This window comes from Bacillus sp. FSL K6-3431 (assembly GCF_038002605.1).
Classification (GTDB): Bacteria; Bacillota; Bacilli; order Bacillales; family Bacillaceae_C; genus Lederbergia.
In genome coordinates this window covers 3,231,174-3,256,985 of record NZ_JBBOCT010000001.1, presented here as the reverse complement: position 1 = coordinate 3,256,985, position 25,812 = coordinate 3,231,174, and the positions used below count along the sequence as shown (strand labels likewise).

Here is a 25,812-nt window from a genome sequence, read left to right as displayed (position 1 = left end):
CATGCAAAAAGTAAGCTTCTTCCGCTCCATTCATATTAAGTTTGTTATTATATATGTTTTGTTAATTATTATTGCCATGCAAATTATCGGTGTCTATTTCGTTGGAAAATTAGAAGATCAGCTTGTTAGAAACTTCCAAACCGCGATCGAAGGAAGACTCCCGCTTTTAGAATACAATATAAGAGAAGAAATTGTAAAAGATAGAGCATTTGAAGAGGTTCCACCGCTTGAACAAGAGGTGCATAATTTGCTTCTTGACTTCTCAACGGCTGATATTTCTGAAGTGCGTATTATAAATAATCGTAGTTTGATTATTGGTACCTCTAATCTTGACAAACAAACGATTGTTGGCCAGAAAACGACTGATGTGATGGTGAAACGAACCCTAACGTATGGTGAAAAGGGAGATAAAGTTGTACTTGATGAACAATCAGGTAAACGAATATGGGTGTTAACGTATCCCATTAAATTAAATGAGGAAGTAATTGGAGCTATTTATTTAGTGTCCAAAATTGAAACAGTTTATAAACAAATGGATGAAATTAATAATATATTCATCACTGGTACCGCTATCGCTATGCTTATTACCGCGATACTAGGTATCGTATTAGCAAGAATGATTACTCGACCAATTGCTGATATGAAAAGACAGGCAACTGCAATGGCGAAAGGAAACTTTTCCCGTAAAGTTAAAGTGTATGGCGAAGATGAAATCGGACAACTAGCCCAATCGTTCAATCATCTAACAAAAAAGTTACAAGAAGCGCAAGCGATGACTGAAGGGGAACGGAGAAAACTCTCATCTGTTCTAACTTTTATGACGGATGGTGTCATAGCTACAGATCGAAAAGGACGAGTTATTTTAATTAATGAACGAGCGGCAGAAATGCTGAATGTTTCACGTGAAACAGTGGATGGACAGCCTGTGATAGACGTGTTGAAACTAGAAGAAGAATACAGCTATGAAGATCTGTTAGAAGAGAAAGAATCACTTATATTAGATTATAGTACAGATGAGCTACCCTATATATTGCGTGCTAATATCTCTGTTATCCAACGCGAAACAGGCTTTGTGAATGGCTTGATCGCAGTGCTCCATGATATTACTGAGCAAGAAAAGCTAGATGCGGAGCGTAGAGAATTTGTTGCGAATGTTTCACATGAATTAAGAACTCCGCTAACAACCATGCGCAGTTATCTAGAAGCATTATCGGATGGTGCGGTACATGACAGTGAATTAGCACCACGTTTTTTAGGTGTAACTCAATATGAAACAGAACGAATGATTCGTCTCGTTAAAGATTTACTTGATCTTTCAAGAATGGATAGTAGAAATTACGAAATTAATCCAAGTTGGGTTGACTTCGTTAAATTTTTCAACCATATTATTGATCGCTTTGAAATGTTGAAAGAACGTGATATCACCTTTAAAAGACAATTTCCGGATAAAGCAATTTTTGTAGAAATAGACGAAGATAAGATAACCCAAGTAATTGATAATATTATTTCAAATGCCTTTAAGTATTCTCCAGACGGTGGCAGAATCACGTTTCGTTTGAAAGAACTCGATGGTAAAATTGAAGTAAGTATTAGTGACCAAGGTATAGGAATACCGAAAGATAATATCGAAAGAGTTTTCCAACGATTTTATAGAGTCGATAGAGCAAGAACAAGACAAATGGGTGGAACAGGGCTTGGACTCGCAATTGCCAAAGAAATGATCAGTGCGCAAGGTGGAGAGATTCGGGCAAAAAGCAAAGAGGGTAAGGGAACAACCATATTATTTACTTTGCCCTATGATCCTGCACAAGAGGATGATTGGTCATGACATACGAAAATATTAAATCGTTGGTGTTACTACTGCTTGTACTTGCAAGTGGTGCGCTTACTTGGAGTTTGTGGACATATCAGCCTCAACTTGACTTTCCTGATAAAAAATACGTACATGAGGTTTCCATTTCCGATCAGGAAGAACCAGTTGATTTGATCAAGCCAACCCGGATCCTGTTCCATATTGATGAAATTCATTATGGAACAACCGAAAAAAAAGACATAGACGAGCTTATTAATGAAATAAGCCTTTGGAATTTTTATGAGATTAGCACGACGAAAATACTAAGTAATAACCGGCTTCAAGAAATTTCACACTCAGATAATAAGATTGAGATAACATTCCCAGATTTAGTACCATTTGAATTATACAAAGGAGTACTTCATGTAGAATCACAAAATGTACCAAATGCTGAGTTCGATAGAATTGTGATAAATTTAGCTAGTGATACACAAGACAGTGCAACGATTTACTTTATTGATAGTGTGGAAAATCGTGTATTCGAAAGCCATGTCAATCCAGAACGAATATCTGCCTTGATTACAAAGATCAATACAAAGAAAAAAGAGTATGAGGCATATGGAAAATATTCACTTTCCGAAGATAGGGTAATATTTTTACCAAAGGAAAAAACACAATTGCTTGAGTACAAATATTTCTCGAATTACATTGATCCTGAAAAGTTTAAGAATGCACTTTTCACTGATCCAAGCGCGGTTAGAAGAGACATTTTGGCTAATGGAGAGAAATTTACAGATATATCAAGCATGATGAATGTAGATTATTTAACAAATATGATATTTTACATTAATCCATCTCACGCTCCAGGGTTGAACAATCGGCAGGAAAATGATAAACATCTGTTGAAAAGAAGTATCGATTTTATTAATGAACATTCTGGGTGGACAGATAATTATCGATATTTCTCAATTGGAAAATACCAACCAATAACAGTATTTCAACTTTTTAAGGAAGGACGCCCCGTTTTTAATGAACAAGGGATGACTGAGATCAGGCAGTATTGGGGTGCAGAAGAGATTTATCAATACAAAAGACCGTATTTTTCCTTGTACACGGACCGACCTCTTGGGCAAAGGAAAGTCGATTTACCTTCAGGGGAAGAGGTACTAAAGTACTTACAGGAAAATCAAGAGATCCAACAAAATATGCTAGAAGATTTATTAATTGGATATAACCTAGTTAAAGATACTGCTAACCCAAAGGTGCTTGTTCTTGAGCCTTCATGGTTTTATTTATACGGAGGATCATGGCTTCGCCTCACGTTAGAAGATGTAGGAGGGGATTTCCGTGGATTGGAGTAGGATAAAGAGTATATTCATTATCGCTTTTCTAGTCCTTGATCTCTTCCTTGTTAGTCAGCTACTAACGAAACATCAAACAAGTCAATATGAAGTAAAAAGTGATGTTTCGCTTGAGGAAAATTTGAAAGCGGATGGTATTGTTGTGAATGGTGAACTTCCAAAAGAAGCCATAAATGATCAGTATATGAGTGCCAATACGAAGGTTTTTTCAGAGGACGATATCAAAGATCTGAAGCACCAAAGGGTCGCTTTGGATGGCGATGCGATCATTCATTCAGAATTAAAAGAGCCGATTCCAATTCCGATTACAGAGAAAGTAGACTTTTCCGAATTAAATCAATTTATCAAAGAGAATGTGTTAGCAGGTAGCCAATACGATTATTGGAACTTTGATAAAGAAGCCGGTAAAATTACTTATTATCAGAAGTTCGATGATAAAGTAATGTTTTTAAATCAAAGTGCGTACCTTGATTTTTATGTAAATGAATCAAATGAAGTCTATGCGTATGATCAGACGATGTTAGAGTCAATCGAGCCAATTAATGATAAGGATGAGGTCCTAACTGCCTTCCGAGCTATAGAGGCTTTGTATAAAAAGGGCGTTCTTAAACGAAATAGTACTATTTTGAGAACAGAGCTCGGTTATTATACGCTCGTAAGTATGGAGGCGACACAAGTACTTACACCTACATGGCATTTCGTAGTAGAGCATGATGGTGATCAAGAGAACATGCTTGTCCACGCATTTGACGGTCAAGTTGTTCAAGAAACTTCTAACCCGGATAAAAATAAAATGGAGTGAAATGAATGTCAATGAAATTTAGTGTGCTTGCAAGCGGAAGTTCAGGAAATGCCATTTATGTCGAGACTGCTGAGCATTCTTTTTTGGTGGACGCAGGGTTGAGTTGCAAGCAAGTAGATGGTCTATTTCAACAAATTGGTCGTGATCCTGCTAAATTAGATGGACTTCTAGTTACACATGAACATAGTGATCATATAAAAGGAATTGGCGTAATGGCCCGTAAATATAAGCTTCCGGTTTTTGCTAATGAACGGACATGGCAGGCAATGGATGGACTTATAGGTGAGATCGCTACAGAGCAGAAATTTGTTTTCGGGATGGAAACTGTTCAATCATATGGAGGTCTGGATATTCAATCTTTTGGCGTCTCACATGATGCAGTTGAGCCGATGTTTTACATTTTTCGCTCAGGTGGGAGAAAATTGGTCATTATTACAGACACAGGATATGTGAGTGATCGGATGAAGGGACTAATATCTGATGCTGATATGTATGTGTTTGAAAGCAATCATGATATTGGTATGTTGCGCATGGGTAGGTATCCGTGGAATATTAAGCGTAGAATTTTGAGTGATGTCGGCCATGTTTCTAATGAAGACGCAGCACTTGCGATGAGTGAGGTAATTGGTGACAATACCAAGCGGATTTATCTTGCTCACTTAAGCCGTGACAATAATATGAAGGATCTAGCTAGAATGAGCGTTCAACAGACACTCGAAGCACAAGGAATGGCAGTCGGATCACAGTTTGATTTGTATGACACGGATCCTGGTATTCCAACAGAATTAACTGCGGTTTAAAATGTTTGATCATTATCCTGTTAGGGGAAAAGAGAATGAAAACATACGGAAATGATCCCGTTTGTTTTCATTCTTTTTTGCTGTGTTAAATAATGTAGTTGACATAGGCATTATATTTATAGTCTGGCAAAACATCGAAAGCTGAAGTCATGCAATTATATTCCTCTTGGCTCATTGAATACGCCAACGTAATAGTGCCTCACCTTATTTACTCCATGATGAAATTTGGGTTTGGAAATTGCTTATTAATACAAAATATATGTAAATCAAAACTTTACTTTTAGGGCAAAAAAATGAAGACTTTTTACTTAATAAAGCAATAATTCAATTTCCTTGGTGTCATTCATTATGGAATTTCTGCTTAGACTATTATAATAATGACAGAGAAAGGCAAACTAACTGTGTGGAAAGAAAGGAATGGTCTAAAATGGGGTTTTATGATAGTCATAATCCAAACCGTTACAAACCAAGAAAAAGCGGAAGATTTGGGTTCTTTTCAGGTTTGATTGGCGGAATTATCGGTGCATTGCTCATTGCTATGATTTTCCCAGGAATGTTTGGGGGCCAAGCATCAAATGAAATGAATAAAGGAAATAAGGAGCATAATGTAACAAAAAATGTATCATTTAATGTTACTACAGATGTCACAAAAGCAGTAGATAGGGCTGCTAAGGGAGTAGTGGGGATTACTAATCTTCAATCAGCTAATTTCTGGACTACAGGTCAAACAGAAGAAGCTGGTGTTGGTTCAGGTGTCATCTATAAAAAAGCAGGAGATACTATTTACATCGTAACCAATCACCATGTTGTTGAAGGTGCTTCTGAACTAGAAGTCACTTTGGCAGATGGCACAAAAGCGGCTGCTAAAGTTCGTGGAAGTGATGTCTGGACTGACTTGGCGGTAGTAGAAATGAGTTCCAAAGGTATTGATGATGAATTGATTTCTGACTTTGGTGATTCCGAAGCACTAAAAATTGGTGAGCCAGTGATGGCAATTGGTAATCCGTTAGGACTGCAGTTTTCTGGATCGGTTACACAAGGTATTGTCTCAGGTGTAAATAGAACTGTACCTGTTGATATTAATAAAGATGGTATCCCAGACTGGAATGCGGAAGTTATTCAGACAGATGCAGCAATCAACCCAGGTAATAGTGGAGGAGCTCTTATCAATATTGCAGGGCAGGTTATAGGCATTAATTCGATGAAAATTGCTGAACAGGCAGTAGAAGGTATTGGTTTCTCTATTCCAATCAACTATGTTACACCGATTATCGAAGATCTTGAAAAATTTGGAGAAGTGAAGCGTCCAGCGATGGGTGTGACGCTTAGAAACGTTGGTGAAATTGCTGCCTATCATCAGCAAAATACATTGAAGTTACCAAAGGGTGTATCGGAGGGTATAATGATTGAGCAAGTACTTCCAAATTCACCAGCAGCAAAAGCAGGATTGAAGGAGCTCGATGTAATTATTGAACTAGATGGCGAAAAAGTGATTGATGTACTTGAATTACGTAAATATCTATATAATCATAAAAGCGTCGGTGATTCTATGAGGGTGAAATATTACAGATCTGGTAAAGAAAATGAAGCAACACTTACTTTAAACGATGAAACACGGATGTAACTGTGGATAAACGAGAGCGGGAAAGCTATCAACAGCTTTCCTGCTTTTTTATTTAGTGGTAGAATAGGCTGTGGATAAGTGATTTTAAAAACAAGCAAAATATAAGGGAAAACAAAACAAGAAGTAATAAACAAATTAGAATATTGTACAAGATTCTGGCAAGCGTGAAAAACCAATGAGGAAGAGGGTTTCAGATGATTTATTGTTGCAAAGAACATGTAGAGTTAGCACTTGATATTATGGTGGATGAACATGAATTAGCACCACTTTTAGAAGAGGTAAAAACGGGAGTCGAGTTATCCACACCCTGTGAATATTGTCCCAATCCAGCAGCTTATATTGTGGCGAACAAAAATTCGGACACATAATGTGGATTAATTTTGTGGATATGTGGATAACTATTGTGGATAGCTTGTTCGCAACCTGTGTGTAACACATTTGCAAAGGAAGGAGATTGCCAGATTGAATATTACGATTATATCTGTAGGTAAATTAAAGGAAAAATATTTAAAGCAAGGCATCGACGAATACTTAAAACGTCTTACCGCCTACGCTAAAGTCGATATCCACGAACTCCCCGACGAAAAAGCTCCAGAGGTACTAAGTGAAAATGAAATGGAACAAGTAAAGCTAAAAGAAGGTGAGCGCATCCTCGCTAAAATTAGTGGCGATGCTCATGTCATCGCCCTAGCCATTGAAGGAAAAATGAAAACTTCAGAGCAACTGGCTAAAGGCTTAGATCATTTAGCTATATACGGAAAAAGCAAAGTTGTATTTGTGATTGGTGGATCATTGGGATTGAGTGAAGAAGTGATGCGGAGGGCCGATGAAAGCCTTTCGTTTTCTAAAATGACATTTCCACATCAATTGATGAGATTGATATTGGTGGAGCAGGTGTATCGGGCGTTTAGGATTATTAGGGGGGAACCGTACCATAAGTAAATGAGGTTTTTTTGAATGAAAGATGCAGCACTCTTCCATTTCGGGAGGTGCTGCGTGTTTATATACATTGTTTGATTTTGGTTTACCTTTAAGTTTACTTTGCGATGGCCTTCACAACATCAATCGTAAACTCTGCACCGTAATGCCCCGCTTTTTCCAAATCCTCAATATTGTCATCTGTTACTTCAGAATTGGAAATTGTCCGCAAGGATAGGTATGGAACATCTAGTAAATGAGCGACTTGGGCAACAGCGAAAGCTTCCATCTCTTCTCCGCTTGTTCCAAAGTTCTCATGGAACCATTGGATACGGTCGATCTCCCTATTCCACCAATCACCACTTCCTATAACTCCCTCCACGACTTTTCCATGCTTATACTGGTCAGCTACACTTTTCGCAACCTCTACAAGTTTTGGATCACTTTGTAATGATGCATAATTTTGCTTTTCTCCATTCTTATCCCTAAGCTCTGTTGACATATGGATCCATTTCTCCGGTTTCATTCCTTGTCCATCTTCCATACGTTCAGAGCGGAAGCTGCCGATATTAATGACCTCAGTGCCGATCACCGTATCAAATACATGAATATTTGGATCATGTCCCCCAGCTGTTCCCTGATTGATCACCGCTTTAGGGTGGTACTTTTCAATTAATAAAGTTGTCGATGCCGCTGCATTCACCATTCCTACTTCTGTTTGGGACACTACAATTGGTATGCCCTCAATTTCACCTATATAAAAGAAGTAATTCCCATGTTTCTCCTCTTTATAATCGCCCATAGCTTTTAGAAACTCTGAAACCTCCACATCCATTGCCCCTTGAACGGCAATTGGTTGTTCCTCCTTCGGTTGCTTGTCTGTTTTAGGTGATTTTTCCGCATTTGCTGAACATCCCACCAACAATAAAAGTAAAACAGCAACATTCGTAAATAACTTAAAATTCTTGCTCATTTTTTCTGTCTCCTCTTATTTTTTATGTAAACACGAACATTTAATACAAATTAAAGATTAATAATTTGTATTTGGAGTATACTATATCAAAAGGAATTTAACAAGGGAGATTAACGAATGTGCCTGTATAGCATTCTATCTAATATTTATTCAGGAAGACTAGAGATTTTTCAATTAGTAAAAGGTATTTGTATTAATGTTTTTTCTCTTGATTTAATTGTTCTAAAATTAATTAAGCCTATGTTTAATAGATTCTTTAAAGCCCGAATTTTTTCATATTTATATTTTCGACAACAGATTTAAGGACAGTTGACGTAGATGTTATTACGGTGTCTTTGTAAGTGAGTATAACGTGACAATATTATTCAACGTCAATCCGAGATTACATCATAAGAAATCTATGACAATACACAATATTCTAACGCCTCAATACACGAACATTAAATTGTCAAAACATAAAAACATTCGTGTTTTAATTGACCATTATAGGACCTTTATGCTATTAATATAAGAGTGAAAAATAACTTAATAGATTAAATGTATATGCTTGTGAATAGGGCTCAAGCGTCTCTACCTGGTAACCGTAAACTACCGGACTACATGAAATATGACTGGAAATGGAAACTTGTATTTTCTATTTCCGCTATTATCGAATGTAATTCCGTAACCTGGGTTGAATATATACCCGGGTTTTTCTGCGATTCACTATAACATAACTTTGAGTATTTTCCTGTGGAATGAAGAACTATACGAAGAAAAGATTGCGACTTCGTTAGTGAATTGTGAAATATCCATATAAACATTTTTTATGAAAAGGATGAATTCGAAATGACGAAGAAACAAATTTATTTTAATCATGACGGCGGAGTGGATGATCTTGTATCGTTGTTTTTATTATTACAAATGGACAATGTTGAATTAACAGGTGTATCAGTTATCCCAGCAGATTGTTATTTAGAGCCAGCGGTATTTGCAAGCCGAAAAATCATTGATCGTTTTGGAAACGCTGGCCTCGATGTAGCTGAGTCAAATTCACGTGGAAAAAACCCATTCCCAAAAGATTGGAGAATGCACGCATTTTTGGTAGATGCACTGCCGATTTTAAACGAATCCGGAGAAATTATTACGCCAGTAGCGGAAAAGCCAGCACATCTTCATATGATCGATGCGATTCGCAATACTCCAGAAAAAACAACTTTATTATTCACTGGTCCTCTTACTGACCTTGCTCGTGCTTTAGATGAAGCTCCAGATATTGAAGAAAAAATTGAAAGACTAGTATGGATGGGTGGCACTTTCCGTGAGGACGGCAATGTTCATGAACCTGAACATGATGGAACAGCAGAATGGAATGTATTTTGGGACCCAGAAGCTGCAGGTCGTGTATGGAAAACGAACATAGAAATTGATTTAGTCGCGCTTGAAAGCACAAATCAAGTACCTTTGACTTTGGATGTGCGTGAACGTTGGGCAAGAGAGCGTAAATATATTGGTATTGATTTCCTTGGACAATGTTATGCGATGGTACCACCGCTCGTTCATTTTAAAACAAATTCTACCTATTATTTATGGGACGTGTTAACGACTGCATTTATTGGCAATACCGATCTTGTTAAAGTAAAAACGGTTAATAGTATTGTCATCACAGATGGACGAAGCCAGGGACGTACAGTTGAAACACCTGATGGTCGCCCAGTAAATGTAGTTTATGACGTGAACCGTGATGCTTTCTTTGATTATATGACGGAATTAGCTAAGCAAGTAAGCGGGGGAAATTCCAAATGATTGAGAAAAAACGAGTCATTATTGATACGGATACAGCTGGGGACGACACGATTGCCATATTAACTGCCCTTCATTATTTTCAAGTTGAAGGAATTACGATAACAGGCGGAAATGTCCAATTTGATCAGCAAGTAGAAAATGCCCTTTATACGATTGAAGTTGCTGGTAAGGGTGGACAAGTGCCTGTGTATAAAGGTTATGAGCGTCCATTAATGGGGCTAGGCGAAAAAGAGCATCGCACGGTAGAAGATGTTCATGGAAAAGATGGAATGGGAGATTCATTCTTTGTAAAAGCCATACAGCGACCTGCCGAGGGACATGCGGTTGATTACCTTATCGAAACAGCTCATAAATATCCGGGAGATATTCATTTAATTGCCATTGCTCCTTTAACAAATATAGCAATGGCAATTAAAAAAGACCCGACAATCGTTCCGAAAATTCCCCATCTCTACATTATGGGCGGAACAAATAATGCCCTAGGGAACATTACTCCAAGCTCGGAATATAATTTCTGGGTTGATCCCGAAGCTGCAAAAATTGTTCTTCATTCAGGGATTCCAATTACAATGGTTGGTTGGGAAATGTGTACGAAATACTCGATTATGGATGACAATGATCATGAAGCCATTGCAGCATTAGCAACAAAAGGGTCAAAGTTTTTCACAGATATCAACCAGGTTGTGATGAAGTTTAATAAAAGTGTACACCGATTAAATGGTACAACACATCCAGATACACTCTTAGCTGCTGTTGCAGCAAATGAAGAAATAATGACCAAATCTAATCTTTACCATGTAGACATTGAATTAACTGGCGAACTCACAAGAGGGTACAGCCTTGTTGATGTAAACAATCGTTTAGAACGTGAAAAAAATGTTCGTGTATGTGAAGGTATTAATCGTGATGCTTTCGAAGCAATGTTATTTGATGTATTGCGTTCAATACTATAAATGAGCTATTAAACATTATTACTATTTACTTAATTTTACCATGACGGGAGAGCAGCTATGCAATACATCTGGGGAATCATTGGCATTATCGGTATTTTATCCATTGCAATAGCCTTATCAACAGCACGTAAATCTATTAATTTAAGAACTATAATAGGCGCTTTAGCCATACAACTTATTTTTGCTTTTATCGTGTTGAAATGGGAATTTGGAAGAAAAATACTTCAAGTCATTTCAGGCATTGTGCAAAAAGTGATTGACTCATCTGATGCTGGAGTTCAGTTCATGTTTGGCGGAATTTTAAGCGCGGAAAACGCAGGATTTACTTTTGCATTACAAGTGTTGCCTATTATTATTTTCTTTGCTTCATTAATATCGGTTCTCTATTATTTAGGAGTTATGCAGTTTGCCACCAAGATCATCGGTGGGCTTTTGGCAAAAGTTCTTAAGACAAGTGAGCCTGAATCGATGTCAGCTGCTGCCAATATCTTTCTTGGTCCGACAGAAGCTCCATTAGTTATAAAACCGTATATTGATAAAATGACAAAATCAGAATTATTTGCCGTCATGGTAGGAGGAATGGCCTGCGTTTCAGGGGCCGTTTTAGGCGGATATGCCACGCTGGGTGTTCCGCTTGATTATTTATTAGCTGCAGCATTTATGGGCGCTCCGGCGGGATTGTTATTTGCAAAAATAATCGTTCCCCAAACAGAACGATTAAACACGGACAATCGTATTCAAATGGCCAAAGATGAGGAATCTAAAAATGTTATTGATGCAGCATCCCGCGGGGCTATGGACGGATTAAAAATAGCCGTTAGTGTTGGTGCATTGTTACTTGCATTTATATCGCTTATCTTTTTAGTTAATATGATTATTGGAGCAATCGGCGGAATCTTTGGATATGATTCTTTAACGCTGGAACAGATATTAGGTTATCTATTCTTTCCATTCGCCTTTCTTATTGGAATTCCGTGGGATGAAGCATTAAAGGCAGCCTCTTTTATTGGGCAAAAGTTTGTACTAAACGAATTTGTTGCTTATACTTCATTTGCTTCGGAAATAGCTAACCTATCACCTAAAAGTGTAGTAATGATTAGTTTTGCACTTTGTGGCTTTGCCAATCTTGCAGCAATTGCATTGTTAATTGGTGGATTAGGAGGAATGGCACCGTCAAGAAGACAGGATATTGCCGAGATGGGATTACGAGCAATCATAGCGGCAACACTCGCCAATCTACTGAGTGCAGCAATTGCAGGGATGTTGGTTTAAGAAAAAGGTTTTTTGAGGAGTGGCAGGCTCCCGAAATATGGAAATACTTATTAGAAACTACTTGGCAAAAAGCGCCAGCAGTTTCTTTTTTTTGCTGTATTCCGCCTGCTAAATTTTCTCGTGTAATGCGGATAATATTCTTTTTTAATCCCAATATTACTACCCCTAAGCAAAAAAAAACATTTCAGTCCTTCTTTTGTTTTAGCCCTTCAATATAGATTCCCCATACACCTGTGATAATTTCATTCTTACTAAAACCGTTAAAGATGCTCTTAGTTTAGAAGAAAGTATATGTATATAAAAGTGTGAAAAATTTAATGACAGGATCGTTGATTATATGGATAAGGCTGTGACAAGGATTCGTCTTAATGTTTTGCGATATTATTGTTATCTCTTAGATGTCTCATTAGCCCTTCCATACGTTTGCCTTTTGTCATCTTTCATCCAGCTTCAAATAGTATTTCAGTTAAATTAATAATAGACTGAATTTAGCAAAGTGTGGAAAAACCCTCTTTTAGATACGTTACGGTAAACCTTACAATAAGTAAATGAGGTTTTTCAGAAAGTAAAATAAAAAGAAGGAAAATTTACTACTTAAATATCATGTTAATGTTTGGATTAAGAACTGACAGCTGAAGATTCTTTTCTCACTTCTTTTATGGACCAATTATCTTATCCTATTGCACTCTAGGGAATGACTTTTCTTACATATATAATCAATGTTTAGAAAGACTATGATAAGGAAATAAGGAAATAAATACTTAAAAAGGAATGAGGGATGACCGTGAAAGATGAGAAAAACACTAAAAACAAAAAAGATAAACAACTAGAACAGTTTCGAAGTGATGATAATCAGGATAAGGATTTGACGACTAATCAAGGACTAAAAATGTCAGAAGATGGGGTTTCTCTAACGGCGGGAGAGCGTGGGCCAACACTAATAGAGGATTTTCATTTTCGAGAGAAGATGACTCATTTTGACCATGAGCGTATCCCAGAACGTGTCGTACATGCGCGTGGTTTTGGTGTACATGGAGAATTTCAAGTATATAATGACTCAATGAAACCCTTTACTAAAGCTAAATTTTTGCAAGATCCCAACATAAAAACACCTGTTTTTGTTCGCTTTTCAACCGTTGTTGGTTTTCGGGGATCAATGGATACTCCAAGAGATGTTAGGGGATTTGCAACTAAGTTTTACACAGAGGAAGGAAACTTTGATTTAGTAGGAAATAATATGCCTGTCTTTTTCATCCAAGATGGCATTAAGTTTCCTGATGTCGTCCACGCAATTAAACCTGAGCCACACAATGAAATGCCACAAGCAGCCTCCGCCCATGATACGTTCTGGGATTGGGTTTCGCAGAATCAAGAAAGTGCCCATATGATCATGTGGCTAATGAGTGATCGTGCGATTCCGCGGAGCTACCGAATGATGGAGGGGTTTGGCGTGCATACGTTTCGCTTTATAAATGAAGAAGGAAAAGCACATTTCGTAAAGTTTCATTGGAAGCCGGTCTTAGGTGCACATTCGCTCGTATGGGATGAGGCGCAAAAGATAGGGGGGAAAGATCCAGATTTTAATCGCCGCGATTTATGGGAATCTATCAATATGGGCAATTATGCGGAGTTTGAGCTTGGCATTCAAATACTTGAAGAAAAAGATGAATTTGCCTTTGACTTCGATATTCTTGATGCGACAAAGCTTTGGCCGGAAGAAGATATCCCAGTACAAATCATTGGGAAAATGACGCTAAATCGAAATGTTGACAATGTTTTTGCTGAAACAGAGCAAGTGGCCTTCCACGTGGGAAATGTCGTTCCTGGCATAGACTTCACTAATGATCCACTTCTTCAAACACGCCTTTTTTCTTATACAGATACACAACTACTCCGTCTCGGAGGGCCGAACTTTCATGAGATTCCAATCAATCGTCCAGTTTGTCCGTTCCATAATAATCAACGCGATGGGTTTCATCGCCAAACTATTAACAAAGGCCAAGTCGCTTACCGTAACAATGCATTAGCCAATAATTCCCCACAGACGGTTAGTGAAGAAAACGGCGGATATGCACACTACCAAGAGAAGATTGATGGAAGAAAAATACGGGCACGAAGTAAGAGCTTTGAAGATCACTTCAGTCAAGCGACATTATTTTGGAACAGTATGAGCAAGGCTGAAAAAGAGCATATCGTCAATGCATTCCGCTTTGAGCTTAGTAAAGTGAAAAATGAAGAAGTACAACAAAAAATTGTTGATATGTTTAGCAATGTAGATCTAGGATTAGCTGCTGCTTTTGCCGAGACGCTTGGTGCTGCCGCTCCTTCATCAGGAGGAACAGGTGTGACAAAATCGTCGCCGGCACTTAGTCAAGAGAATACACCAAAATTGGCGAAAACACGGAAAATAGCAGTAGTTGTTGCCGATGGATTTAATGGCAAAACCGTTAAATTAGTGGTAGAGGATTTACAGGGATCTGGTGTACAGGCTGCTATTTTAAGTGATAAATTGGGTCCAATTAAAGCAGATGATGGCAGTATATGTATGTCGAAACATACATTTGCCACCGATGCATCTGTTGCTTTTGATGGGGTTTATATTGCTGGGGGAACGTCTGCAAGCAAACAGTTCGAACATGATGCGAAAATGTTTATGAAAGAGGCCTTCATTCATTATAAAATGATCGCAGCAACAGATGAAGGCAAGCGGTGGTTTGACGATCAGAAATTTCCTAGTAACTTTGGGGTCATACTTGGTAGTGATCAAGCAAATAACTTCACAACTCAACTAGTTGATGCAATTGCAGCTCACCGATTCTGGAATAGGCAAATTGTATAAAGATTGACTAGATTCGGTTATTAAAAAAGGGTATCCCAAGATCGGCTTTGCGGATACCCTTTTTTAATATAAATGTATGATATGGATGGGGTTCTATTTTTTCACATGCTTTAACTTCATCGATAAGATTCACGATTGAGCAGGTGGATATGGGATTGATGCCTCAGATGGTTAAGTAAGAGGAGCTGTATTTAAATCGGCGCATTATGTGAATAGTTTATTTGTAAGAAGACGATTCCATTTAATCCGGGATATCCTTTATTTTAAAATAAAAAAGAAAGTCACCTTGCTACCAGCCCAACAGCACAGTGACTTTCTTAATTTTAGGTTATAGTTGAGATACCAATTTTAAACAATATATCAATGGTACATTAGACTTGAACTACTTTTAATTTCGAACTAGATAATCGAATGCTCCTAGAGATGCTGTTGCACCTGATCCCATAGAAATAATGATCTGCTTATATGGATTATTCGTGCAATCTCCTGCAGCAAACACGCCAGGTACGTTCGTTGCTCCACGATTATCTATAACGATCTCGCCGAATTTATTACGTTCAACTGTTTCGCCTAACCAATCTGTATTCGGTACAAGACCAATTTGAACAAATACACCCGATAGTTCAATATGTTGTTCTAATTCTGTATCACGTTCAATGTAGGTAATACCGTTAACGGTATCTGTACCAGTAATTTCTTTTGTTTGAACATTCTTCAGTACAGTAATATTCGGCAGGCTATAAAGACGATCTTGCAATACGGAATCAGCTTTTAGCTCGGGCATAAATTCAAGAACTGTTACATGCTTTACAATGCCTGCAAGATCAATTGCTGCCTCAATACCAGAATTACCGCCGCCGATAACAGCTACGTGTTTTCCTGCAAACAACGGACCATCACAATGCGGGCAGTATGCCACACCTTTATTTCTGAATTCAGCTTCACCAGGTACACCAACATTGCGCCAGCGAGCACCAGTTGAAAGAATAACGGTTTTGCTCTTTAGAACAGCTCCATTTTCAAGCTCAATTTCGATGAGATCTTTCTTCTCTATACGTTTGGCACGCTGTAAATTCATCACATCAATGTTATACTCTTTCACATGTTCCTCAAGACTTGCTGCAAGTTTAGGGCCTTCAGTACGTTTTACACTGATAAAGTTTTCAATGGAAGCTGTATCTAGGATTTGACCGCCAAAGCGTTCAGCAGCAATACCTGTACGAATGCCTTTACGTGCCGCATAGATCGCTGCACTTGCACCTGCTGGTCCGCCTCCGATAACAAGCACTTCGAATGGATCCTTATCAGCAAAGTCTGAAGCATCCGGTGCGCTACCTAATTTAGCTAGGATTTCTTCAACAGTCATTCGGCCGCTTCCAAATGATTCCCCATTGAGGAACACTGTAGGTACTGCCATGATGTTTTTGCTTTCTACTTCTTGTTTGAATGCTGCACCATCAATCATGGTATGTGTAATATTAGGGTTCAGAATACTCATTAAGTTAAGTGCCTGTACTACCTCAGGGCAGTTTTGACAACTTAGACTAATATAGGATTCAAAGTGATGTTCGTCTTTAATGCTTTTAATTTGGTCAATTACTTTTTGATCGACTTTTGGAGGTCTGCCGCTTACTTGCAACAGAGCCAGTACGAGTGAAGTAAACTCATGACCAAGAGGGATACCGGCAAACGTTACTCCTGTGTCTTTCCCGATACGATTTACACTAAAGCTCGGTGTTCTCTTCAACTCTGTGTTTTCAACTTTAATATTTGCTGACATGGTGGCTAGCTCGTCTACTAGAGCCAACATGTCGCTGGAAACCTCATCAGATCCCGCACTTACTTTAAGTAGCACATCGCCTTCCATCATTTGAAGGTATTGGGCTAATTGTGCTTTTATATCTGCATCTAGTAACATGGATTGCACTCCTTAAATTTTTCCTACAAGATCAAGACTTGGTTTAAGTGTTTCGCCGCCTTCTTGCCATTTTGCTGGGCAAACTTCGCCTGGATTATTGCGAACATATTGTGCTGCTTTAATCTTGTCAATAAGAGTACTTGCATCACGACCGATGCCGTCTGCATTGATTTCAGCTGCTTGTACAATACCGTCCGGATCAATGATGAAAGTACCACGTTGTGCTAGACCTGCTTCCTCATCCAATACATCGAAGTTGCGGGAAATTGTTTGTGAAGGGTCACCGATCATAATATATTCAAGTTTGCTAATAGCATCTGAGTGGTCGTGCCATGCCTTATGGGTAAAGTGGGTATCAGTTGAAACCGAATAAACCTCAACACCAAGGTCTTTTAGAGTAGCGTATTGGTTTTGAAGATCCTCAAGTTCAGTAGGGCAAACGAATGTAAAGTCTGCTGGATAAAAGCAAACGACACTCCATTGACCTCTCATATTTTCATCAGTAACATCGATAAATTCACCGTTACCGCTATTGTAAGCTGTTGCTTTGAATGCTTGTATTTCTTTTCCAATTAGAGACATAATATATATTCCTCCTAGTATGTTTTTTAGAATTTATAGTAGTTTGTTTAAAAGTTTAATCAAACCTAACCAAGGATATATTCCGTTTGCTAACTATAATAATTCTAATTCGATATTCATTATTATATAAAAGACTGATTTTGTCAAGAATACACTCCGTTTCATGCTGAGCTACATTAATTGCCCCTAAAAATGAATACTGTCAGTTGGTGATCCAAGGAAATGAGTGATCATATCTTATGGGGTGTAAATCGTAATAAGGTTATTATTTGTGTTTGATAGTAAAAATTGCATTCTCATTTACTGCTATTGTTTCGCAATTGACAGTATTTTTAGAGTATAGAGAATACGGAGTAGCGAAAGGTTATTGCCTTTGACTTTTACATACACGGTACATTTGGATTAGAGGTGGTGATGAATAGTTATCATAAGATTCTTTCCTTTATACAGTAGGTGTTCAACTTGACATTAGATTCCCTTCGTTTAAACCACTACTTACCCTTTATTGATCGTTTGCCATATTCTAATTTGATAGATTAAGGGGATTTAATACACGCCAATTTTTTAATGGAAAAAAGGGGTGATATCGAAATGTATTATGCACCGCACAATGAGTATATAAACTGTGATGCCAAAATTGTCATTGTTGGTATTACACCGGGATGGACGCAGATGAAAGCTGCCTTCCAGCAAGCCAAAATATGTATACAACAGAATGCTACACTCATACAGTTGATGAAAGGTTCTAAGGGAGCAGCAGGTTTTGCAGGTACAATGAGGCAAAATCTAATAGAAATACTTGATTAATGTGGAGTTAACGATGCCTTTCAACTGAGCACTTGTCAACTACTATTTAGCCAGTATCAAAACTTATTACATACGACTTCTCTAATTAAATATCCTGTCTTCGTTAAAGGAAGAAATTATACAGGATATGCCCCAAAAATCGCTCAATCTTCTTTGCTGACAGAATATGCTTATCAGGTATTCCCAAGGGAAATTGAAAAAATGAAAAATGACATTTTACTTATTCCGCTTGGAAAGGCTGTAAATGAAGTAATCAAGGCGTTAGTAAATCAGGGGAAATACCTGAACACAGCTGTCTTTTTGGGTTCTCTCACCCATCAGGTGCTAACGGTCATAGAAAAAAATAGTTAAAAATGGTTAAACCTAGTCTCCAACTTGTTGTTAAGAGATACGTTAACCACCTTAATATCAACAACAGCTAGATCGTAGAAAATAGCAAAAGGTGGATCATTCAATCATGTTAAATATCATAGTCAATGTTGGATCAATGGCCATACTACTATAATTTTGATGGAAAAAATGCTTATATCTTCCTATATAAATTGTGGGTGTATATCAAATACTTTTGGGTCAGTTGTTAAGTTGGGAATGATTATAAGAGGAACTAAAATGATTATTTACAATAATATCTTCCCGTTGCATTTGTTCTATCATTTTGGTACTATTTAGGTGTTGAATAGTTTGACGTCTAATTATTTTAAGTGAAAGGAAATACTTGGGGTAAAACTACGGTTTGGAGCTGACAGGAGCCTGTCATATAGAATGAACTTTATGCAAAAAGTTTTTTTATCATCCTTTAAAACGATTTTTTGCTTTAAAGCTAGAATATCGAGTTTTAAAAATCAGATGTTTCTAAGAGAGAGGTTGTTCAAATCATGGGTAGAGTAAACGATAAGGTAGCGTTATTGACTGGAAGCGCTTCAGGCATTGGCTTATCAGCTGCGAAGTTATTGGCGAAGGAAGGTTGCAAAGTAGTGATTGCAGACTTTAACCTTGAAGGGGCGAAGCAAGCAGCGGAAGATATTAAAGCTCAAGGCGGAGAAGCTATCGGTATTTTTATAGATGCGGGAGATGGCAAGTCTATTGAGGAAGCGGTTGAATTTACTGTTAGCCACTATGGGAGGATTAATGTCCTTTTTAACAATGTTGGCTTAACAAATCTGAAGAAGGATTTAGATGTGGTCAATATGGATCTCGATGAGTGGGATCGCCTCTTAAATGTAAATTTAAAGAGTGTGTTAATGGGAAGTAAATATGCAATTCCACATATGATCCAAGCTGGTGGTGGCTCGATTATTAATACTGCATCCATGGCAGGCTTTCATGGAGATGCGATTCGTGCGGCATATGGAGCTTCAAAAGCAGGTGTCGTAAACCTTACGAAGTATATTGCGACTCAATACGGGAAATATAAAATTCGCTGTAATGCGGTGGCACCTGGATTGATTTTAACTCCAGCAGCTAAAAATAATATGGCACCCGAAGTATTGGATATCTTTGAAAAATATAATGCGTTGCCATACCATGGCGAAGCGGATGATATCGGTTATACGGTGTTATTCCTAGCTTCGGATGAGTCTAAGTTCATTACTGGGCAGACGATTCAAGTAGAAGGTGGACATTATATTGCGAATCCTAGCATTCCAGACTTCAGAGATTATATGAATAAAACACAAGCCTAAAAGGCGATCTTCCATAGAAGTAGGGCATTGGAAATATATAAATGGTATGGGTTCAAAGAAATGAAAGTATACGAGGAAGTAGGGTAACTTCGTGAGTAAGAGTAAAAATAGATTTCATTATGCTTGGTGGATTTTAATTGCGCTTTGTATCATCGTCGGGTTAGGAAAAGGTGGACTAAATAATTCATCTGGTCTTTTCTTAACACCTGTAACAAAAGATCTTGGAATTGGAATGGGGAATTTATCTTTATATTTTAGTGTATCAGCCATTGTTACCATGCTCTTTTTACCTATAGGCGGTAAAATGATGGCGAAATATGATACGCGTTTGATCTTAATTGTCGGAATCATCCTTCAAGCTGGTGCATTTGCGATGTTCGGTTTAATGAATTCTGTATGGGGATGGTATATCTTCGCTGTTCCACTAGCTGTTGGTGGTGTGTTTATTACAGTTATTGCCGGGCCGGTCATTGTGAATCAATGGTTTAAAAAAAGGAATGGTTTGGCGCTTGGAATTATGAGTGCTGCTGGAGGAGCGCTTGGGGCCGTTGCTCAGCCGATTGTTGGTAAACTGATTGCAGGCCAAGGCTGGAGAGCAGCTTATATTATGGTTGGGATCGCAGCTATTATTATTGTTGTTCCAATTGTCATTCTCCTAATCAAGAAGTCGCCTCAGGCGAAGGGATTGCTCCCATATGGAATGGTAGAATCGAAACAGAAGCAAAAAGGGGGCAAAACTGTAGGTGAAACAGAAGAGAAGGGTGTATCTATGTCTGCTGCAAGGAAATCCACGGCATTTTATGCACTGGTGCTCTTTTTCTTCCTTATTACATCGGTAGCTAGCTTTTCGATGCATATCCCAACTTATTTAATGGATAAAGGATTTGATGTTGCCTTTGCCGGAAATGTTATGGGCACATACATGGTTGGTGTATTGATTGGATCATTAGTCATTGGTTTCTTAAGTGATAAAATTGGTTCCAAGCTTACAGCGATCATAGCAATGGGAGCTGGCTTGGTTGCGATCTGTCTTTTATTATTCTCTGGAAATAGTACGGGCATGATCACATTTGCTGTTGGGCTGTTCGGTGTCATTTCATCTTCCATCGGAACATTGGGGCCTTCTCTAACATCGAGCTTGTTTGGGAATAAGGAGTATAGTCAAATATATTCAACTGCGTCCATGGGATTAGCGATCTCATCTATCGTTGCATTGCCACTCTATGGTTATGCCTTTGACTTTACTGGTAGCTATACGATGGTACTATACGCAATTATTGCGATGTTGATTATTAATATATTCTGTGTGTTTTTTGCTTATAAAGGGAAAAAGAAATTGATGGAAAACGGGTTATGGAATTAAACAGTTTAAAAATATAAGATTTAACACATTATATGTAGCTTATTAACCATATGAGGAAAAGAGGTAATTATAATGAAGTTAAAAGGAAAAGTTGGGATAATAACTGGTAGTGCATCGGGGATTGGCAAAGGAATCGCTCTTGCAATGGCTAAGGAAGGTGCCCACATTGTAATTGTGGACGTGAATGAAGAAAAAGGAAAAGAAACGCTTGCCCAAGTGAATGAACATACAGAAGGATTGCTTTTTATTAGAGATATTTCCAAAAAGCAAAACATCTACGAAATTGTTTCTAGTGTCGTGGAAAAGTTCGGAAAGATAGATATTCTTGTGAATAATGCACATGTATCCAAACAAGCACCGTTTAGCGAAACAACGGAGGAATTGTTAGATTTATCTTTTGGTACAGGCTTCTATCCTACATTCCATTTCATGCAAGCAGCATATCCGGAATTGAAGAAATCACAAGGTAAGGTGATTAACTTTGCATCAGGTGCTGGTCTTGATGGACAAGTAACACAAACTTCTTACGCTGCTGCTAAGGAAGCAATTCGCGCTATTTCACGTGTTGCAGCAAATGAGTGGGGACCAGAAGGCATTAATGTGAATTTAATTTCGCCAATTGCGCTTACACCTGGTGTAGAGCAATGGCGTGAAAATGCTCCAGAGATGTATGATGCGATGATTAATCGAATCCCATTACGTCGTCTTGGCGATCCTGAACAGGATATCGGTCAAGTTGCTATATTCTTAGCAAGTAAGGATTCTGATTATATTACAGGTCAAACAATTATGGTTGATGGTGGTTCCATTAAATTACGTTAAGGAGTGATTGTTCATGGGAAGATTAGACAATAAAGTAGCAATTATTACAGGCGGAGCTTCAGGTATTGGTTTAGGAATGGTTGAATTATTCAGCAAAGAAGGCGCAGTCGTAATCGCTGCAGACATAAATGATGAAGCACTTAAAAAAGTAAGCCAGATGGAAAATGTGCATGGCATGAAGTTAAACGTAGCTTCGGACGAGGAATGGGCAGCATTTTCTAAAAAAGTAAATGATCGTTTTGGCAAAATCGATATCCTTGTGAATAATGCAGGGATTTCATCAGAAAAGGCTTACAAGGATATCGACCTGGCTGATTGGCAAAAAATGCTTTCTATAAATGGATTTGGTCCATTTGCAGGGATGAAGCACGTGGCACCTTATATGACAGCTCAAAATCAAGGATCAATTATTAATATCTCATCTTATACGGCACAAATTGGTCAAGGATTTAACCATTACTCGGCTTCTAAAGGTGCGGTGCGTGCTATTTCTAAGGCAGCTGCAACCACTTTTGGTAAACAAGGTGTACGTGTAAATGCATTATTTCCAGGAATTATCGAAACACCTATGACACAAACTTTAAGTACGTCGAAAGACTTGCTTGGTCACTTAATCCAAGCTACTCCGTTACAAAGATTAGGACAGCCAGCAGATATTGCGAATGCAGCATTATTTTTTGCATCGGATGAATCATCATATATCACAGGATCTGAATTGGTGATTGATGGTGGATTCTCAGCTCAATAACATGCTAAGATAAAAAGAGCCTCTAGGAATAGGGGCTCTTATCTTTGGAAAGCAGGGATTGAATTTTATGAAAGAACAGACTATTTTTGAAATTATTCATAATATGGATAAAGTAACAAATAACTTAATTATTCAGTGGAATAAAATATTTTATGAAAACTTAGGCGTTTCTCACATTCTAGTACTTGGTCATTTAATGGAAAATGGAAAAAGCCGTCCATCAGATATTGCGAGAGCATTAGGATTAACTCCACCGACCTTAACACATTTATCGGAAAAGCTCGTTCAGAAAAAGTTAGCTATTAGACTAGAAGATAAATCTGATCGCCGAATTATCTATTTGGGAATTACGGATAAAGGTGTCGAAATGGTTAAGAGGGCTAATATAGAAGGACAAATACTTCGAAAAAATCTCTTCGAAAAGCTCACAGACGAAGAAAGACAGCAGTTGTTAAAAATTTATAGGAAACTAAATGATCCTTCATGAGTTAGTTGTGATATTGTCAATACTAAATCAAACAGTTTTTTTAGGGGAAAGGTTTCTATATTCAAATGGTCTTAAACGATGAATCCGGATATTGTTGTATCAATGAACATAATCGAAAAGCCCAAGAGTGTAAAAATGCCTCCTATCATTAGTTCTGTTTTTTAAAACTTATGCTTATTATGTGCAATATCATCACTAAGATGGGCTTCAATAAATCGATTAATTATCTAATCACAATAAAGACGACTTGAACTCAAAGTGGATGTTGATTGATATGAAAAGTAAAATCGTTCAAACGGTCTGTAACTTGATAGATGATGATTTATATACAAAAGATGATGCCGTACATGCTTTATTAGAAGTCGTATCCATCATTGAACTTGGAGAGAAGAGAATTCATCCAGATAAGATCCGACATAATGTTAGGAGTGGGAAATAGTGTAAGCAGAAAGCAATGGATTATGCAAAAAATGAGGCGCTTTAAAAAAGCAGCTCCAGAAATTGCTGGTGCTTAAGATTATGGATGTGGATCAGTAGTTGAAAATAATTCAAGATTTAGAACGACTTCAAAAGCTATATATGAAAAAGAGAAACATGAGAAGCAGTGGAAGTTACTTTTCCTTTTGTAATCCCACTATCGTTATAATTTGGATATTCAATAATTGGTCTTGGAACTATTAATCCTTAAAGTCTGGGCTGTTGATATTGTCGTTGTTCCGGGACTGTAATGGCAACATCCTGATATCGAAAAATAACATGGGTAAAAAATAATTATAATTGTTTTTTACCTTGTTCTCCTACCAACATTTATGAGTTAATAAGAGTGTCGGGCCGATAGACTTTTGGAAAGGAGGCTGATTATTTTGATCACAAACAACGAGGTGGTTTCCGCTTAAGCGGAAATCGCAACATGAGGGGTCGCTTTGCGGCCTCTTTTACTATTTTTCTTATCTTTCCATAAACCAAAAATGCAGTATACTATTTCTAAGGGGAATAATAATTTTGTAAGGGTTTTCTTAAAAATGAGTGAAAGGAGTTTTTCAAATGGACAAATCGCAAAAATATATACACGTACATTTTAATAAGGAGGATGTGAATATTTGCAATATAAAAATGGAAAAGAGGTGCTTCCCCCTCATTTGCTGAAGGAGTTACAGAAGTATATCCAGGGAGAGATAATCTATATCCCAAAGAAAACCAATGAGCGAGCGGGATGGGGAGAAGTGAACGGTTCACGCCGGTTAATTAAGCAAAGAAACGAAAAAATTTATCAGTTATATCGGGATGGACAGTCTTTTGAAGAGTTGGAGCGGATATACAATTTGTCCTTAGATAGCATCCGGAAAATCATCTATAAAACTCGTGAAGTATATAATGAATCGAAACGATAACTTAACTAACAGGGGAGCTAACGACTTAACGCATAGGGCTCAAATCGTATGTGTAATGACATATAGATACGAGTAGAGTCGGACCTTGGAAAGAATATTTAGGAATTTTGAAGTAGAAATGTAAAGAGCGCATCACTTATTTAAAAGTCGTGCGCTCTTTATATTTTCTATTAAAGTTCTTCATAAGTAGCAGGATCTTGATTGTTCATTCTTCCATCATATTCTTTCCTTTTTAGCCAACGAAAAATCAAAGATTGGATGTTTTCAAGTTGGCGCGAAGGGGATGCGGATTTAGGGAGGGATATGGCACCTAGTTGGTAATGCCAACGTAAAACGACCTGTGGAACGGATTTGTTATGCTGTTTAGCTATTTTTTTGTTTGTTTCATTTTCTTGGATGGCATTTGCCCTTGCTAAGGGACTAAGAAATTTGAAACACCAATCGAACAGATGAGACCCCATTTATGCACATCGATTAAGGCTTGCCAAGCTTCTACATATAGATCTTGTTTTGGATTTCGCCAGTGAATACGATATAAATCGTAATAATCTAAATTAGTGCGATATAACGATTCTTGAATGGCTAAAACTGCCTTTTCGTAAGAATGATAGCGTCCAGGTAATTTGGAAGTAATTATTAATTGATCTCTTGGAATTGAACTTCTTCGAATGGCCGCGCTAACAGTTCCTTCATTTTCATAGTTGTAGGCAGAATTAATCAAGCGATAACCGTTATCTATTGCATGTTTAATCGCATTGGCACCAGCATTTCCTCTCAGACTATATGTACCTAAGCGTATTGCGGGTAATGAAAAGCCATATTAAGGGTTATTTCAGGAATAGAAATACTTATCCTTAATCGCTCCTTTTAGTGTTAATACAAGACTACCATAT

At 37.7% G+C, this 25,812-nt stretch carries 23 protein-coding genes, 1 pseudogene and 1 riboswitch; of the genes and pseudogenes, 20 read left to right on the top strand and 4 right to left on the bottom strand.

Annotation, left to right across the window (positions count from 1 at the left end):
• Nucleotide 1 precedes the first annotated feature (1 nt).
• From walK to rlmH, 7 genes are all read left to right on the top strand, one after another.
• Nucleotides 2–1,828 (top strand): cell wall metabolism sensor histidine kinase WalK, encoded by a 1,827-nt coding sequence (gene walK / locus MHB53_RS15740; protein ID WP_340920072.1) that lies wholly within the window; start codon nt 2–4, stop codon nt 1,826–1,828.
• Complete coding sequence (locus MHB53_RS15735; protein ID WP_340920070.1) at nt 1,825–3,153, top strand: YycH family regulatory protein; 1,329 nt, start codon at nt 1,825–1,827, stop codon at nt 3,151–3,153. The genes walK and MHB53_RS15735 overlap by 4 nt, the downstream gene beginning before the upstream one ends.
• Nucleotides 3,140–3,955, top strand: a complete 816-nt coding sequence (locus MHB53_RS15730; RefSeq protein ID WP_340920067.1) for a two-component system regulatory protein YycI — start codon at nt 3,140–3,142, stop codon at nt 3,953–3,955. The genes MHB53_RS15735 and MHB53_RS15730 overlap by 14 nt, the downstream gene beginning before the upstream one ends.
• A gap of 5 nt (nt 3,956–3,960) precedes the next feature.
• The gene (locus MHB53_RS15725; protein WP_340920064.1) at nt 3,961–4,755 is read left to right on the top strand and encodes an MBL fold metallo-hydrolase; all 795 of its coding nucleotides are present in this window, start codon (nt 3,961–3,963) and stop codon (nt 4,753–4,755) included.
• A 427-nt stretch (nt 4,756–5,182) separates the two neighbouring features.
• Nucleotides 5,183–6,379 (top strand): S1C family serine protease, encoded by a 1,197-nt coding sequence (locus MHB53_RS15720; RefSeq protein WP_340920062.1) that lies wholly within the window; start codon nt 5,183–5,185, stop codon nt 6,377–6,379.
• A gap of 194 nt (nt 6,380–6,573) precedes the next feature.
• Complete coding sequence (locus tag MHB53_RS15715; protein ID WP_340920059.1) at nt 6,574–6,747, top strand: CxxH/CxxC protein; 174 nt, start codon at nt 6,574–6,576, stop codon at nt 6,745–6,747.
• Between the two features lie 94 nt (nt 6,748–6,841).
• Complete coding sequence (gene rlmH / locus MHB53_RS15710) at nt 6,842–7,321, top strand: 23S rRNA (pseudouridine(1915)-N(3))-methyltransferase RlmH (RefSeq protein WP_340920056.1); 480 nt, start codon at nt 6,842–6,844, stop codon at nt 7,319–7,321.
• Nucleotides 7,322–7,415: 94 nt separating this feature from the next.
• Here the strand turns inward: rlmH and MHB53_RS15705 are convergent, their stop codons facing one another.
• Complete coding sequence (locus MHB53_RS15705; RefSeq protein WP_340920053.1) at nt 7,416–8,270, bottom strand: 5'-methylthioadenosine/S-adenosylhomocysteine nucleosidase; 855 nt, start codon at nt 8,268–8,270, stop codon at nt 7,416–7,418.
• Between the two features lie 517 nt (nt 8,271–8,787).
• Nucleotides 8,788–8,889: riboswitch (purine riboswitch) on the top strand.
• Nucleotides 8,890–9,098: 209 nt separating this feature from the next.
• Between MHB53_RS15705 and MHB53_RS15700 the strand changes: the two genes are divergently transcribed.
• The 4 genes from MHB53_RS15700 to MHB53_RS15685 all read left to right on the top strand — a co-directional run bounded on the left by MHB53_RS15700 (nt 9,099) and on the right by MHB53_RS15685 (nt 15,119).
• On the top strand, nt 9,099–10,055 hold the full coding sequence (locus MHB53_RS15700; RefSeq protein ID WP_340920051.1) for a nucleoside hydrolase: 957 nt from the start codon (nt 9,099–9,101) through the stop codon (nt 10,053–10,055).
• Nucleotides 10,052–11,008: a nucleoside hydrolase gene (locus MHB53_RS15695; protein WP_340920048.1), complete on the top strand. Its 957-nt coding sequence runs from the start codon at nt 10,052–10,054 to the stop codon at nt 11,006–11,008. The genes MHB53_RS15700 and MHB53_RS15695 overlap by 4 nt, the downstream gene beginning before the upstream one ends.
• Nucleotides 11,009–11,065: 57 nt before the next feature.
• Entirely contained in the window at nt 11,066–12,280 is a 1,215-nt protein-coding gene (locus tag MHB53_RS15690) for a NupC/NupG family nucleoside CNT transporter (protein WP_340920045.1), read from the top strand.
• 778 nt (nt 12,281–13,058) lie between these two features.
• On the top strand, nt 13,059–15,119 hold the full coding sequence (locus MHB53_RS15685; RefSeq protein ID WP_340920041.1) for a catalase: 2,061 nt from the start codon (nt 13,059–13,061) through the stop codon (nt 15,117–15,119).
• A gap of 388 nt (nt 15,120–15,507) precedes the next feature.
• Here the strand turns inward: MHB53_RS15685 and ahpF are convergent, their stop codons facing one another.
• Nucleotides 15,508–17,037, bottom strand: a complete 1,530-nt coding sequence (ahpF, locus tag MHB53_RS15680; RefSeq protein WP_340920038.1) for an alkyl hydroperoxide reductase subunit F — start codon at nt 17,035–17,037, stop codon at nt 15,508–15,510.
• 12 nt (nt 17,038–17,049) lie between these two features.
• Nucleotides 17,050–17,619 (bottom strand): alkyl hydroperoxide reductase subunit C, encoded by a 570-nt coding sequence (gene ahpC, locus MHB53_RS15675; RefSeq protein WP_340920034.1) that lies wholly within the window; start codon nt 17,617–17,619, stop codon nt 17,050–17,052.
• Nucleotides 17,620–18,210: 591 nt separating this feature from the next.
• Here ahpC and MHB53_RS15670 point away from each other — a divergent pair.
• From MHB53_RS15670 to MHB53_RS15630, 9 genes are all read left to right on the top strand, one after another.
• A complete protein-coding gene (locus MHB53_RS15670) occupies nt 18,211–18,426 on the top strand; it encodes a hypothetical protein (RefSeq protein WP_340920033.1) in 216 nt (71 codons plus the stop codon).
• Between the two features lie 201 nt (nt 18,427–18,627).
• Nucleotides 18,628–18,777, top strand: a complete 150-nt coding sequence (locus tag MHB53_RS15665) for a hypothetical protein (protein WP_340920030.1) — start codon at nt 18,628–18,630, stop codon at nt 18,775–18,777.
• Between the two features lie 524 nt (nt 18,778–19,301).
• Nucleotides 19,302–20,108, top strand: coding sequence for an SDR family NAD(P)-dependent oxidoreductase (locus tag MHB53_RS15660; protein ID WP_340920028.1), 807 nt, complete (start codon nt 19,302–19,304; stop codon nt 20,106–20,108).
• A gap of 91 nt (nt 20,109–20,199) precedes the next feature.
• Nucleotides 20,200–21,471 carry an MFS transporter gene (locus tag MHB53_RS15655; RefSeq protein ID WP_340920026.1) on the top strand — a complete coding sequence of 424 codons (1,272 nt, stop codon included), beginning with the start codon at nt 20,200–20,202 and terminating at the stop codon, nt 21,469–21,471.
• A gap of 72 nt (nt 21,472–21,543) precedes the next feature.
• Nucleotides 21,544–22,293 carry an SDR family NAD(P)-dependent oxidoreductase gene (locus MHB53_RS15650; protein WP_340920025.1) on the top strand — a complete coding sequence of 250 codons (750 nt, stop codon included), beginning with the start codon at nt 21,544–21,546 and terminating at the stop codon, nt 22,291–22,293.
• Between the two features lie 13 nt (nt 22,294–22,306).
• Entirely contained in the window at nt 22,307–23,041 is a 735-nt protein-coding gene (locus MHB53_RS15645; RefSeq protein WP_340920023.1) for an SDR family NAD(P)-dependent oxidoreductase, read from the top strand.
• A 67-nt stretch (nt 23,042–23,108) separates the two neighbouring features.
• On the top strand, nt 23,109–23,528 hold the full coding sequence (locus tag MHB53_RS15640; RefSeq protein ID WP_340920021.1) for a MarR family winged helix-turn-helix transcriptional regulator: 420 nt from the start codon (nt 23,109–23,111) through the stop codon (nt 23,526–23,528).
• Between the two features lie 274 nt (nt 23,529–23,802).
• A complete protein-coding gene (locus tag MHB53_RS15635; RefSeq protein ID WP_340920019.1) occupies nt 23,803–23,967 on the top strand; it encodes a hypothetical protein in 165 nt (54 codons plus the stop codon).
• Nucleotides 23,968–24,628: 661 nt separating this feature from the next.
• Nucleotides 24,629–24,919 (top strand): CD3324 family protein, encoded by a 291-nt coding sequence (locus tag MHB53_RS15630; RefSeq protein ID WP_340920017.1) that lies wholly within the window; start codon nt 24,629–24,631, stop codon nt 24,917–24,919.
• Nucleotides 24,920–25,089: 170 nt separating this feature from the next.
• On the opposite strand, the pseudogene MHB53_RS15625 reads toward MHB53_RS15630, so the two are convergent.
• Nucleotides 25,090–25,771, bottom strand: a pseudogene (locus tag MHB53_RS15625) (aldo/keto reductase).
• Nucleotides 25,772–25,812 lie beyond the last annotated feature (41 nt).